General features: G+C 72.3%; 10 protein-coding genes. 7 read left to right on the top strand and 3 right to left on the bottom strand.

The window, feature by feature from the left end; translation table 11 throughout:
* Positions 1 to 6: 6 nt before the first annotated feature.
* Together ACFT32_RS13385 and ACFT32_RS13380 are read right to left on the bottom strand one after the other, a co-directional pair.
* The gene (locus ACFT32_RS13385; RefSeq protein ID WP_382488551.1) at positions 7 to 1,680 is read right to left on the bottom strand and encodes an FAD-binding dehydrogenase; all 1,674 of its coding nucleotides are present in this window, start codon (positions 1,678 to 1,680) and stop codon (positions 7 to 9) included.
* A gap of 17 nt (positions 1,681 to 1,697) precedes the next feature.
* On the bottom strand, positions 1,698 to 2,330 hold the full coding sequence (locus ACFT32_RS13380) for a TetR/AcrR family transcriptional regulator (RefSeq protein ID WP_382488550.1): 633 nt from the start codon (positions 2,328 to 2,330) through the stop codon (positions 1,698 to 1,700).
* A gap of 118 nt (positions 2,331 to 2,448) precedes the next feature.
* Between ACFT32_RS13380 and ACFT32_RS13375 the strand changes: the two genes are divergently transcribed.
* The 3 genes from ACFT32_RS13375 (at position 2,449) to ACFT32_RS13365 (ending at position 5,210) form a co-directional block, all read left to right on the top strand.
* The gene (locus ACFT32_RS13375; RefSeq protein ID WP_382488549.1) at positions 2,449 to 3,072 is read left to right on the top strand and encodes an alpha-ketoglutarate-dependent dioxygenase AlkB; all 624 of its coding nucleotides are present in this window, start codon (positions 2,449 to 2,451) and stop codon (positions 3,070 to 3,072) included.
* 117 nt (positions 3,073 to 3,189) lie between these two features.
* A complete protein-coding gene (locus tag ACFT32_RS13370) occupies positions 3,190 to 3,936 on the top strand; it encodes an MBL fold metallo-hydrolase (protein ID WP_382488548.1) in 747 nt (248 codons plus the stop codon).
* A gap of 41 nt (positions 3,937 to 3,977) precedes the next feature.
* A complete protein-coding gene (locus tag ACFT32_RS13365; protein ID WP_382488547.1) occupies positions 3,978 to 5,210 on the top strand; it encodes a DUF4032 domain-containing protein in 1,233 nt (410 codons plus the stop codon).
* A 15-nt stretch (positions 5,211 to 5,225) separates the two neighbouring features.
* Here the strand turns inward: ACFT32_RS13365 and ACFT32_RS13360 are convergent, their stop codons facing one another.
* Positions 5,226 to 6,107: a universal stress protein gene (locus tag ACFT32_RS13360; protein ID WP_382488546.1), complete on the bottom strand. Its 882-nt coding sequence runs from the start codon at positions 6,105 to 6,107 to the stop codon at positions 5,226 to 5,228.
* A gap of 187 nt (positions 6,108 to 6,294) precedes the next feature.
* On the opposite strand from ACFT32_RS13360, the gene ACFT32_RS13355 reads away from it, so the two are divergent.
* The 4 genes from ACFT32_RS13355 to ACFT32_RS13340 all read left to right on the top strand — a co-directional run bounded on the left by ACFT32_RS13355 (position 6,295) and on the right by ACFT32_RS13340 (position 12,800).
* Positions 6,295 to 7,971, top strand: coding sequence for an FAD-dependent oxidoreductase (locus ACFT32_RS13355; protein ID WP_382488545.1), 1,677 nt, complete (start codon positions 6,295 to 6,297; stop codon positions 7,969 to 7,971).
* Entirely contained in the window at positions 7,968 to 9,413 is a 1,446-nt protein-coding gene (locus ACFT32_RS13350) for an ATP-binding protein (RefSeq protein WP_382488544.1), read from the top strand. Before ACFT32_RS13355 ends, ACFT32_RS13350 begins: the two co-directional genes overlap by 4 nt.
* The gene (locus ACFT32_RS13345) at positions 9,410 to 9,772 is read left to right on the top strand and encodes a UBP-type zinc finger domain-containing protein (protein WP_382488543.1); all 363 of its coding nucleotides are present in this window, start codon (positions 9,410 to 9,412) and stop codon (positions 9,770 to 9,772) included. Before ACFT32_RS13350 ends, ACFT32_RS13345 begins: the two co-directional genes overlap by 4 nt.
* A gap of 91 nt (positions 9,773 to 9,863) precedes the next feature.
* A complete protein-coding gene (locus tag ACFT32_RS13340; RefSeq protein WP_382488542.1) occupies positions 9,864 to 12,800 on the top strand; it encodes an AAA family ATPase in 2,937 nt (978 codons plus the stop codon).
* Positions 12,801 to 12,846: the final 46 nt, after the last annotated feature.

The raw sequence follows: 12,846 nt of genomic DNA, 5'->3' as shown, positions 1-12,846 counted from the left end.
GGCCCGTCAGGCCGTCTGCTTCGCCGCCGCCCGGCCCGCCGCCCGCCCCGAGAAGAGGCAGCCGCCGAGGAAGGTGCCCTCCAGGGCGTTGTAGCCGTGGACACCGCCGCCGCCGAAACCGGCGACCTCGCCGGCCGCGTACAGCCCCTCCACCGGTTTGCCGTCCGCCCCGAGGGCGCGGGAGTCGAGGTCGGTCTGGATGCCGCCGAGGGTCTTGCGGGTGAGGATGTGCAGCTTGACGCCGATCAGGGGGCCGGCCGCCGGGTCGAGGATGCGGTGCGGGGTGGCGACCCGGCCGAGGCGGTCGCCGATGTAGCGGCGGGCGTTTCGGATGCCCTGCACCTGGGCGTCCTTGGCGTAGGGGTTGGCGATCTGCAGGTCGCGCGCCTCGATCTGGCGCTTGATCCCGGCCACGTCGAGGAGCGGCTTGTCGGTGAGGTCGTTCATCTTCGCGACGAGCTGTTCGACGCCGGTCGCGGTCACGAAGTCGGCGCCCTTGCGCAGGAACGCGTCGACCGGTCCGGGCGCGCCCTTGCCGAGGATGCGTTCCTTGAGGAACCCGGCGCGGTCCTTGGCGGTGATGTCGGGGTTCTGCTCGGAGCCCGACAGCGCGAACTCCTTCTCGATGATCTTCTGGGTGAGGATGAACCAGGAGTGGTCGTACCCGGCGATGTCCTCGGTGGTGCGCAGATGCTTCAGGGTTCCGAGGGTGTCGTAGCCGGGCAGGCAGGGGCCGGGCAGACGGCGGCCGAGGGCGTCGAACCACATCGAGGACGGCCCGGGCAGGATGCGGATGCCGTGGCCGGGCCAGATCGGGTCCCAGTTCCTCAGACCCTCGGTGTAGTGCCACATACGGTCGCGGTTGACCAGCCGTACGCCCGCCTCGGCGCTGATGTCGAGCATCCGCCCGTCGACGTAGGCCGGTACGCCGGTAACCATCTCCTGCGGCGGGGTGCCGAGGCGTTCGGGCCAGTGGCGGCGGACGATGTCGTGGTTCGCGCCGATGCCGCCGCTGGTGACGATGACGGCCTGGGCGGTGAGTTCGAACTCGCCCGCCGGGTCGCGGTTGGAGGCGACGCCGCGGGGTGAGGAGTCGTCGGCCAGGACCGTGCCGCGTACGCCCCGGGCGGTGCCGCCCTCGACGACCAGTTCGTCGACGCGGTGGCGGTGGTGGAAGGTGAGCAGGCCGTCGCGCGCTGCCTGCTCGGCGTAGCGCACGAACGGTTCGACCACGCCGGTGCCGGTGCCCCAGGCGATGTGGAAGCGGGGCACGGTGTTGCCGTGCCCGTGCGCCGTGAGGTCGCCGCGCTCGGCCCAGCCGACGGTGGGCAGGAACGTGATGCCGTGCCCGTCCAGCCAGGACCGCTTCTCCCCGGCGGCGAACTCGACGTAGGCGCGCGCCCAGCGCACGGCCCAGGAGTCCTCGTCCTCCAGCCGGTCGAAGCCGGCGCTGCCGCGCCAGTCGCTCCAGGCGAGGTCGAAGGAGTCCTTGATGCCCAGGCGCCGCTGCTGCGGCGAGTCGACGAGGAACAGCCCGCCGAAGGACCAGAACGCCTGTCCCCCGAGGTTGGCGGCGTTCTCCTGGTCGACGAGGGCGACTCTGCGGCCCTTGCTGGTCAGCTCGTGTGCCGCGACCAGGCCGGCGAGGCCCGCTCCTACGACGATGACGTCGGCATCCATGGCGACCGTTCCCTTCCTCAGTTCTGATCCGGGGTGCCGCTGCCGTCGGTCAGCAGGGCCGTGAGCAGTTGCTTCAGCCAGGCGCGGGCGTGTTCGAGGTCCCGGTCCAGCAGCAGTTGCGTGGTGACGCCGTCGTACGCCGCGACCACGGCGCTGGCGGCGCCGTCCGTGTCGCCCAGGACGGCGGGCAGTGCGGTGTGCCCGCGGGCCCGGCCGAGCCGGTCGGCGATCGCCTGCCGCAGCCGCGCTCGGTGTTCCAGCAGACTGCGCGCCACGTCCGGGGCGCGGGCCGCGTGCACGAGGAAGTCCGTCTTCACCAGGAGCCAGTCCCGGTCGAGGAGCAGCACCTCGGTGACGCGGTCCACCGCGGCCGGCACGTCGAGGCCGGGGCCGTCGAGGGCGAGGGCCTCCGACACCTGCTCGGCGATCAGGTCGGCCCGCTCGCGGTAGAGGGCGAAGAACAGCTCGTCGAGACTGGAGAAGTTGGAGTAGAAGGCGCCTCGGCTGTAGCCGGCGGCCTCGCACACCTCCTCGATGGAGACGTGCCCGAAGCCCTTGGCCGCGAACACCGAGAACGCCGCGTCCAGGAGGTTGGCCCGCGTGCGCACCCGGCGCCTGGTCACACGCCCCGTCGTTCCCTCCACGGCCATCTCCGGCCTCCTTTCGATACATGACTGTATTCGATACACCGACGTATCGAAAGCCTCGCGTCATGGAGCCCTTCCGATTCGATGGAACATATTTTCGATTACGGAGTACGCTGGGCGCATGCACCTCCAGGGCTCCCTCTTCGACCAGACCGACGAGCTGCGCCTCGGTCCTCTCGACGGGATCAGCCGCACCGACCTGGGATTCGGCGCCTGGCTCGACGTCCTGCCGGCGTGGCTCAGCGGTTCCGACGACCTGTTCGAACAGCTGGCCGCCGAGGTGCCGTGGCGTGCGGAGCGGCGCACGATGTACGACCACGTCGTCGACGTCCCCCGGCTGCTCGCGTTCTACGGCGCGGACGACCCGCTGCCGCACCCGGTGCTGGAGGAGGCGCGGGACGCCCTGTCCGCCCACTACGCCGGCGAACTGGGCGAGCCGTTCACCACGGCCGGGCTCTGCTACTACCGCGACGGCCGGGACAGCGTGGCCTGGCACGGCGACCGGATCGGACGGGGCGCCCGCGAGGACACCATGGTGGCCATCCTGTCGGTGGGAGCACCCCGGGATCTGCTGCTGCGCCCGATGCGGGGCGGTAGGGGCACCGTGCGCCGGCCACTGGGCCACGGGGACCTGATCGTGATGGGCGGCTCCTGCCAGCGCACCTGGGAACACTCCGTCCCCAAGAGCACGCGGGCGGCGGGGCCGCGCATCAGCGTCCAGTTCCGCCCGCACGGCGTGAACTGAGGCGGACCGAACCGCCCTGTCGCGCGGGTCCCTTGACTGCGGACCCGGTGATTCCGCCTGCCCTGGGGTCTGCTTTCCTTCTCACATCGGGCTGGGACCACACAACGCGGGGCGATCATGCGGGCAGACGTACGGCAAGTCGCGGACGGCACCTACCTGGTGCACGGCTCCAACACCAACTGGGTGATCCTCACGGAGGGGGACGCCGTCACGCTGGTCGACACCGGCTACCCCGGCGACCGGGAGCAGGTCCTCGCCTCGCTCACGGAGGTGGGCAGCTCCCCGGAGGCGGTCGCTGCCGTGCTGATCACGCACGCGCACAACGACCATCTGGGCTCCGCCGAGTACCTGCGCGCCACGTACGGCACGCCCGTCTATCTGCACGAGGCCGAAGTGCCGCACGCGCGCCGGGAGTTCCTGCACCAGGTGTCCGTCGGGACGGTGCTGAAGAACGCCTGGCGGCCGGGTGTCCTGCCGTGGGTGGTGCACGCGCTGCGCTCCGGCGGCACGACGCACAACCCGGTCACGGCCCCCGAGCCGTTCCCGACGGCGGGTGCCCTCGACCTGCCCGGCCGGCCCGTGCCGGTGCACACACCGGGCCACACCGACGGACACTGCGCCTACCACGTGCCGGGCACCGGCGTGCTCATCTCCGGCGACGCCCTGGTCAGCGGGCACGCCACCTCGCGGCTCGAGGGGCCGCAGCTGCTGCCGGACATGTTCCACCACGAGCGCCCGCGTGCCGTGGCCTCCCTGGATCTGCTCGCGAAGCTGGAGGGCGAGCTGCTGCTGCCCGGGCACGGGCCGGTGCACCGCGGTCCGGTGCGGGACGCCGCGCTCCGGGCCCGCGAACTCGCCGTCTAATCTGATGTGACGACCGGCGGCGAGACAAGGACACCCGGCCCATGGCACTGCAGATCAGCGCGACCAATCCGGAGCATCCCGCGCTCTTGCTGGAACTGCCGTGGGACGTGCCCCTCGAGGAGTGGCCGGAGGAGTACCTGGTGCCGCTGCCGCGCGGTATCTCCCGGCACGTGGTGCGCTACTCCCGGGCCGGCGACGAGGTGATCGCCGTCAAGGAACTGGCCCAGCGGCCCGCGCAACGCGAGTACGACATGCTGCGCGACCTGGACCGGCTCGGCATTCCGTCCGTGGACCCCCTCGCCGTGGTGACCGGTCGCACCGCCGCGGACGGTTCCCCGCTGGAGAGCGTCCTGATCACCCGGCATCTGGGCGGCTCGATGCCGTATCGCTCGATGTTCGAGACGACCATGCGCCCGGCCACCATGCACCGGCTGATGGACGCGCTCGCCGTGCTGCTGGTGCGGCTGCACCTGGCCGGGTTCGCCTGGGGCGACTGCTCGCTTTCCAACACCCTCTTCCGGCGGGACGCGGGTGCCTACGCCGCCTACCTGGTGGACGCCGAGACCGGTGATCTGCATCCGCAGCTCAGCCTCGGACAGCGCGAGTACGACCTGGACCTCGCCCGGGTGAACATCAGCGGGGAGCTGCTGGACCTGGAGGCGTCCGGGGCTCTGCACCCGTCCGTGGACCCCATCGAGTTCGGTATGGAGATCTGTGCCCGCTACCGCAGCCTGTGGGACGAGCTGACCCGCACCTCCGTCTACCCGGCCGGCCAGTACCAGTACATCGAGCGCCGGATCCGCCGTCTGAACGAACTCGGCTTCGACGTCGCCGAGATGCAGATCGAGCACGCCTCGAACGGTGACACGGTCAGCTTCGTGCCCAAGGTCGTCGACGCGGGCCACCACCAGCGGCAGTTGCTGCGCCTGACCGGCCTCGACACGGAGGAGAACCAGGCCCGGCGGCTGCTGAACGACCTGGAGAGCTGGATGGCGACCCAGGACGACTACGCCCCGGGCGATCCCCTGGGCGCCCGCCCGGAGGTCCTCGCCCACCGCTGGGTGCGGGAGGTGTTCCGGCCGACCGTGCGGGCCGTGCCGCCCGAGCTGCGCGGCGCCGTGGACCCGGCGGAGATCTACCACCAGCTCCTCGAACACCGCTGGTACATGTCCGAGCGGGCCCAGCACGACATCGGCATCGACACCGCGGTCGAGGACTACATCCGGAACATCCTGCCCAAGGCCCGCAAGACCCTGCAGCCGACCGCGGACTGAGCCGCCGTGGCGCCGTCAGCCGTGCGGCACCACGGCGACCGGGCAGTCGGCGTGGTGCAGCACCCCGTGCGCCACCGAGCCGATCCGGGCGCCGACGGCCGTACGGTGCGCCCTGCGGCCGACGACCATCAGCTGGGCCGTCCCGGCCACCGACAGCAGCACCTGGCCGGCACTGCCCATCTCCACATGCTCCGTCACCGGCACGTCCGGGAAGCGTTCCCGCCACGGCCGGACCGCCGCGTCCAGGCCCTGCTTCTCGTACGGCTCCAGTCCCCCGGCCTCGTCCAGGAGCTTCAGCGAGCCCGGGCTGTAGGCGAACACCGGCGGCAGGGTCCACGCCCGTACGACCCGCACGGTCGCCCCGCGCGCGGCCGCCGTCTCGAACGCGAACCGCAGCGCGCCGGCGCTGTCCTCGGGGTCGCCCTGCTGGCCCACGACGATCTCGCGCCCGGCGGCCTCGGCCGAGGCTTCGTCGCCCGCGCGGACGAGCACCACGGGCCGGGCGGCCCCGGCGATCACCTGCTGGCCGACCGAGCCGAGCAGGAAGCCGACGATCGGTCCGTGCCCGCGCGAGCCCAGCACCAGCAGTTCGGCGTCGGCAGCGGCGGCGACCAGGGTGTCGACGGCCGGCCCCTCCACGACGTCGGTGGTCACATCGAGGTCCGGATGCCGTTCGGTGACGGTCCGTACGGCCTCGGTCACCGCGCTGTGCACCCACTCCGCCTGGCCGTCGGCGTCCCCGGCGATGCGCGCTTCGGGTGCCTCCTGCGGCTGGGGCCGCCAGGCATGCACCACCCTGAGCCCCGCCCCGCGCCGCACCGCCTCGCGCGCCGCCCAGGCCAGGGCGGCGATGCTCTCCTGCGATCCGTCGACCCCTGCGGTGATCGGGCGTGTCATCCGGCTGCCTCCTGTGGAAAGTCACTGGGTACTGCTCAGTCTTCACTACCCCCCACTGGCGAGCCGAGGCGCCGGAGCCGATCTCCGTATCGGAGCGCGGCGCGGCGATCGAACATACGATGGGCGAAGGTCGGTGCGGTGCCCCGGGGCGCCGTACCGGTAGTCGACCGCCCGGTGTGGGGGACGTATGGCACAGGCCGCCGACGCGGCACGGACCGTCATCATGACCGTGGACGACGACCCGGGGGTCTCCCGGGCCGTGGCCCGTGATCTGAGGCGGCGGTACGGCGCGTCGTACCGGATCGTGCGCGCGGAGTCCGGCGAGTCCGCGCTCGACGCGCTGCGGGAGCTGAAGCTGCGCGGCGATCTCGTGGCGGTGATCCTGGCCGACTACCGGATGCCGCAGATGAACGGCATCGAGTTCCTCGAACAGGCCCTGGACGTCTACCCGGGCGCCCGGCGGGTGCTGCTGACCGCCTACGCGGACACCAACGCGGCGATCGACGCGATCAACGTCGTCGACCTCGACCACTACCTCCTCAAGCCGTGGGACCCGCCCGAGGAGAAGCTCTACCCGGTCCTCGACGACCTGCTCCAGGCGTGGCGGACGAGCGACTTCCGGCCGGTGCCCAGCACCAAGGTGGTCGGGCACCGCTGGTCCTCGCGCTCCTCGGACATACGGGAGTTCCTGGCCCGCAACCAGGTGCCGTACCGCTGGTACTCCGCCGACGAACCGGAAGGGCGGCGGCTGCTGGCCGCGGCCGGCACGGACGGGATGCGGCTGCCGGTGGTCATCACGCCGGACGGGACGCCCCTGGTGGAACCCGAAGCCGTCGACCTCGCCGCCCGGGTCGGACTGGCGACGACCCCGACCGCCGACTTCTACGACCTGGTCGTGATCGGCGGCGGACCGGCAGGGCTCGGCGCCGCCGTCTACGGCGCCTCCGAGGGGCTGCGCACCGTGCTGGTGGAGCGGTCGGCGACCGGTGGCCAGGCGGGACAGAGCTCGCGCATCGAGAACTACCTGGGCTTCCCCGACGGTGTGTCGGGGGCGCAGCTCACCGAACGGGCCCGGCGGCAGGCGGCGAAGTTCGGCGCCGAGATCCTCACCGCGCGCGAGGTGACGGCGCTGGAGGTCAACGGCGCCGCCCGGATCGTACGGTTCTCCGACGGCTCGGCGGTCGCCGCGCACAGCGTGATCCTGGCGACCGGCGTGTCCTACCGGCAGCTCACCGCGCCCGGCTGCGACGACCTGACCGGGTGCGGGGTGTTCTACGGGTCGGCCCTGACGGAGGCCCCCTCCTGCCAGGGGCAGGACGTGTACATCGTGGGCGGCGCCAACTCCGCCGGGCAGGCGGCGATGTATCTGTCCCGGGGCGCCAAGTCGGTGACGCTGCTGGTGCGCGGCCCGTCGCTGTCGGCCTCGATGTCGCACTACCTCATCCAGCAGATAGACGAGGCGCCCAACATCCAGGTGCGCTCCCGCACGGTCGTCGAGGCCGCGCACGGCGACGGCCACCTGGAACAGCTGACCCTGCGGGACGTGGACAGCGGGCACACCGAACAGGTCGACGCCCAGTGGGTGTTCGTGTTCATCGGCGCGGCCCCGCTGACCGACTGGCTGGACGGCACGGTGCTGCGGGACGAGCGCGGGTTCATCCTCGCCGGGCCCGACCTGACGGCCGACGGCCGCCCGCCGCAGGACTGGGAGCTGGACCGGCCGCCGTACCACCTGGAGACGAATGTGCCCGGCGTGTTCGTGGCGGGCGACGCCCGCGCCGAGTCCGCCAAGCGCGTTGCGTCCGCCGTCGGAGAGGGAGCCATGGCCGTGATGCTCGTCCACCGGTATCTGGAGCAGTCATGAGCGGGCAGTCGCTGCCGTGCAACCCCCAGGAGATCGGGGCGCTGTTCCTGTTCGAGAAGCTCACGCCCGAGCAGCTCGGCAGGCTGTGCGGCGAGGGGCGGGTGGAGCGGTTCGAGCCCGGCCCCGTGTACACCGAGGGCGAGCCCGCCACCTGCTTCTACGTGATGCTCGAGGGCACGGTCGTGCTGTACCGCCGGGTCGGCGGGGACGACGTGGAGGTGACCCGGACCTCCCAGCGCGGGGTGTACGCGGGGTCCATGCAGGCGTATCTGGGCGACCGGGTGCGGCAGGTCTACAACAACTCCATGCGCGTCACTGAGCCGACGCGGTTCTTCGTGCTGCCCGCCGACACCTTCGCGGACATCATGCAGGAGTGGTTCCCGATGGCCGTGCATCTGCTGGAGGGGCTGTTCTTCGGTTCGAAGAGCACTCAGCGGGCCATCGGGCAGCGCGAACGGCTGCTGGCGCTGGGCTCGTTGTCGGCGGGGCTCACCCACGAGCTCAACAACCCCGCCGCCGCGGCCGTACGGGCGACCGCGACGCTGCGGGAGCGGGTCGGCAAGATGCGGCACAAGCTGGCGATCATCGCGCAGGGCTCGTACTCCCCCGAGGTCATGGCGAACCTCATCGACATCCAGGAGCGCACCGCCGAGCGGGTCGCCAAGGCCCCCACACTGAGTCCGCTGGAGGCCTCCGACCGGGAGGACGCGCTCAGCGACTGGCTCGACGACCAGGGCATCCCGGACGGCTGGCGGATCGCGCCCACCTTTGTCCAGGCCGGTCTCGACGTGGACTGGCTCGACCAGGTCGCGGCGGCCGTGGACGAGGAGATCCTGCCGAGCGCGATCGGCTGGCTCAACTACACGGTCGAGACCGAGCTGCTGATGGACGAGATCAACGACTCCACCACGCGCATCTCGCATCTCGTCGACGCGGCGAAGCAGTACTCGCAGCTCGACCGCGCGCCCTTCCAGAACGCCGATGTGCACGAACTCCTCGACTCCACCCTGCTGATGCTGTCGGCCAAGATCGGCAAGGAGATCAAGGTCGTCAAGGAGTTCGACCGGACGCTGCCGAGGATCCCGGCGTACCCGGCGGAGCTCAACCAGGTGTGGACGAATCTGATCGACAACGCGGTGTCGGCCATCAACAGCGCGGGCGGCCAAGGGACGCTCACCGTGCGGACGGCTCCGGACCACGACCGGCTGCTGGTGGAGTTCCGGGACACGGGCGTCGGTATCCCGGCGGCGGACCGGGGGCGGATCTTCGATCCCTTCTTCACTACGAAGCCGGTGGGTGAGGGGACCGGGCTCGGCCTCGACATCTCCTGGCGGATCGTGGTCAACAAGCACCACGGGAGCATCCAGGTGGAGTCGGAGCCGGGGGACACACGGTTCCAGGTGCTGCTTCCGCTCACATCGGTCGAGGAGGAGCCTTCATGAGCGACGACAGTCGTGACAACGGGATCGACCCGGGCGTGCCGCCGAGCGGCAACGGGTGCGTCGACTGTGATGCGGCCGGGGGATGGTGGTTCCATCTGCGGCGGTGTGCGCGGTGCGGGCATGTGGGGTGCTGTGACAGTTCGCCCGCGAAGCATGCGACGGGGCATTTCCGGGCTACCGGGCATCCCTTGGTGCAGAGCTTCGAGCCCGGGGAGAACTGGTACTGGGACTACTCGGCGAACGAGTTGTACGAGGCCGGGCCTGAACTGGCTCCGCCGGTGAGTCATCCTGCGGATCAGCCGACGCCGGGGCCTGCGGGGCGGGTGCCGGTTGATTGGGCGAAGGTGTTGCGGGCCTAGGAGCTCGGGGCTGTCCGAGACACGGCGGCTGCGGGTTGTTCGTGGTTGTTCGCGCAGTTCCCCGCGCCCCTGAGAAAAGAAGGTTGGTTCAGTGCCGCAGGCTTCGTTGGTCACGCCGGTCGTCGGACGGGATGCCGAACTCGAGCGGCTCTCCGGCGTACTGGAGCGTGCGCGTGCCGGAGAAGCGCGGGCCGTGCTGGTCGCCGGGGATGCCGGAGTCGGTAAGACCCGGGTGCTGGACGAGATGGCCGGGCGGGCCGCCGGGGCCGGGATGACCGTCGTCACGGGGCATTGCGTGGATCTCGGGGACGTCGGGCTGCCGTATCTGCCGTTCACCGAGATTCTCGGGGTGCTGGCCGCCGACGAGCGGTTCGCGGGCGCTCTGGCCGCGCACCCCGTGGTCGAGCGGTTGCTGGGGGCCGGGACCGGTGGCGTGCGGGACGTGGACGGGCGGTTGCGGCTGTTCGAGGGGATGGCGGGGCTGCTGGCCGATGCGGCGGATGTCGCCCCGTTGCTGCTCGTGCTGGAGGATCTGCACTGGGCCGACCAGTCGTCGCGGGATCTGCTGCGGTTCCTGCTCGGCCGGGGTGTCCTCCGGCACCGGCTGGCGGTTCTCGCCTCGTACCGGGCCGACGACCTGCACCGACGGCATCCGCTGCGGCCGCTGCTGGCGGAGTTGGTGCGGCTGCCCGCCGTCGAGCGGCTGGAGCTGCGTCCGCTGGCCGATCCCGATGTGGCCCGGCTGGTGCGTGCCCTGGAGCACCGGCCGCTGCCGGACACCACCGTGCGGCGGATCGTGGAGCGCGCCGAGGGGAACGCCTTCTACGCGGAGGAACTGCTGGCGGCCTGCGACTCGGAGCCCGCTGGGGTGCCCGGCGGGCTCGCCGATGTGCTGCTGATCCGCTTCGAGCAGCTTTCCGACACCGCGCAGCAGGTGCTGCGGACCGCGGCCGTCGCCGGGCGCCGGGTGGAGCACGATGTGCTGCGGGAGGCTGTCGGGCTGCCCGAGGAGGAACTGGAGTCGGCGCTGCGCGAGGCGGTGGGGCGGCAGCTTCTCGTGGCCGCGAACGACGACACGTACTCGTTCCGGCACGCCCTCGCCCGTGAGGCCGTCTACGCGGATCTGCTCCCCGGGGAGCGGGCGAGGCTGCACGGCGCGTTCGCGCGGCTGCTCGCCGCGCGCGGCCGGACCGCCGAGAGCGCCGCCGAGCGCGCGCACCACTACCGGGAGAGCCACGACCTCGCCGAGGCGCTGACCGCCTCACTGGAGGCCGCCGACCACGCGCAGCGCGTCGGTGCGCCCGCCGAGGAGCACCGGCATCTCGAGGCGGCGCTCGATCTGTGGCCGGCGGTGGGTCCCGAGGCCAGGCCCTCGGGCGGGGGCGTCGACCGGGTGACGCTGACACTGCGCGCCTCGGCGGCGGCCGCGCATGCCGGGGAGCTGCACCGCGCGGTCTCCCTCAGCCGGTCCGCGCTGGCCGAACTCGGCCAGGACACCGGCTCCGAGCTCGCCGCCCGGGTCCGCTACACCCTCGCGGGGAACCTGCTGAGCGTGGACAGCCTGACGGCGGCGTTCGCCTACAGCAGCGAGGCCTTGGCGATGATCCCCGAGGATCCCCCGTCGCGTACCTGGGTCTGGGCGGCGGCCACCCATGTCCTGGCCGCACGCCATGTCGGGGAGAACGAGACAGCGCTGCGGGTCGCCCGCCGGGCCCTGGGGGCGGCGGAGGGTCTGCGGGTGACCGACGCCCAGGCGGACCTGCTGATCTCACTGGCCGTATTCGACGGTGCCGGGCGGCGCGGCCCCGAGGGCCGTGAGCGGCTGCTCAAGGCCCGGGAGCTGGCCCGGAGTTCGGGCAACGCGACCGTGGAGCTGCGGGCCCTGTTCAACCTTGCGATGGGCTACTACGAGTCCGGTGCCCTGGCGGAGTGCGTGCCCTGGCTGACGGAGGGCCTGGACCGGGCCCGGCGCGCCGGGCTGATGTCCTCGACGTACCCGCTGGAGATGCGGTACCTGCGACTGCTGGTGCTGCATGTGCTGGGCCGCTGGGACGAGTGCGTGCGCGCGGCGGCGGCCGACGCCGAGGTGCTGCCGGCGGTCGGCGGTTACACGGTCGGTCCCGCGCTGTACGTGGCGCTGGCGCGTGGCGATCTGGCGGCCGCCGACCGGGCACGTGCCCTGCTGGAGGGGCCCTTCGAGTGGATGGCCACCCTGATCGCGGGCATCGTGCTCACCGACGCCGCGGGGCTGCGCGGCGATCCCGAGGACGCGGTGCGGTGGATGCGGTCCACGGTCACGGCCCTGGCGGACGAGGCGGTTCCCCGCCCGGGCGTCACGGTCCGGCTCGCCGCCCTGGCGCTGTCCGCCGTGGCCGACACGGCCGCCGGACTGCGGCTGACCGGCGACGAGGCCGCGGCCCGCCGCTGGACGGACACCGCGACCGAGCTGGTGGAAATGGCGCGGGCCGTCGCCGCCCACGGCGAGTACGGCACTCCCCAGGGCCCCGAGGGACAAGCATGGCTGGCCAGGGCGGAGGCGGAGTGGCTCCGCGCCGTGTCGGGGCCGGACACGGCGGCCTGGTCGGAGGCGGTGAAGGCCTTCGGCTACGGCGAGGTCTACGAGCGGGCGCGCTGCCGGTTGCGGTACACCGAGGCGCTGGTGGCGGCCGGGCGTCGCGAGGAGGCGGTGGCGGAGGCCCGGGAGGTCCGGGAGACCGCCGACGCTCTCGGTGCCACGCCGCTGCGGGAGCAGATCGACGCCCTGGTCCGGCGCGGCCGGCTCTCGGACACACCGGGCACCGGCGACCGGGCCGGCGCGCTCACCGCACGCGAGCAGGAGGTGCTGCGGCTGCTCGCCCTCGGCCGCAGCAACCGGCAGATCGGCGACGAACTGTTCATCAGCGGCAAGACGGCGAGCGTCCATGTCTCCAACATCCTCGCCAAGCTGAGCGCGTCGAGCCGCGGCGAGGCGGTGGCGATCGCCTACCGGGAGGGTCTGATCACCCCTGAGCCGTCGGCGTCCGGCTGACCGGCACGGCGGGCCGCCCGGCCGACTGCCGGGCGGGCCTGGGCGG

The organism is Streptomyces sp. NPDC057002 (assembly GCF_042673825.1).
GTDB lineage: Bacteria > Actinomycetota > Actinomycetes > Streptomycetales > Streptomycetaceae > Streptomyces.
The sequence above is the reverse complement of the archived record's forward strand: the minus strand, read 5'-3'. Positions and strand labels throughout refer to the sequence as shown.

Coding starts and splice junctions, on each gene's coding strand:
- ACFT32_RS13385 (WP_382488551.1), bottom strand. CDS start 1,680: ATGGATGCCGACGTCATCGTCGTAGGAGCGGGCCTCGCCGGCCTGGTC.
- ACFT32_RS13380 (WP_382488550.1), bottom strand. CDS start 2,330: ATGGCCGTGGAGGGAACGACGGGGCGTGTGACCAGGCGCCGGGTGCGC.
- ACFT32_RS13375 (WP_382488549.1), top strand. CDS start 2,449: ATGCACCTCCAGGGCTCCCTCTTCGACCAGACCGACGAGCTGCGCCTC.
- ACFT32_RS13370 (WP_382488548.1), top strand. CDS start 3,190: ATGCGGGCAGACGTACGGCAAGTCGCGGACGGCACCTACCTGGTGCAC.
- ACFT32_RS13365 (WP_382488547.1), top strand. CDS start 3,978: ATGGCACTGCAGATCAGCGCGACCAATCCGGAGCATCCCGCGCTCTTG.
- ACFT32_RS13360 (WP_382488546.1), bottom strand. CDS start 6,107: ATGACACGCCCGATCACCGCAGGGGTCGACGGATCGCAGGAGAGCATC.
- ACFT32_RS13355 (WP_382488545.1), top strand. CDS start 6,295: ATGGCACAGGCCGCCGACGCGGCACGGACCGTCATCATGACCGTGGAC.
- ACFT32_RS13350 (WP_382488544.1), top strand. CDS start 7,968: ATGAGCGGGCAGTCGCTGCCGTGCAACCCCCAGGAGATCGGGGCGCTG.
- ACFT32_RS13345 (WP_382488543.1), top strand. CDS start 9,410: ATGAGCGACGACAGTCGTGACAACGGGATCGACCCGGGCGTGCCGCCG.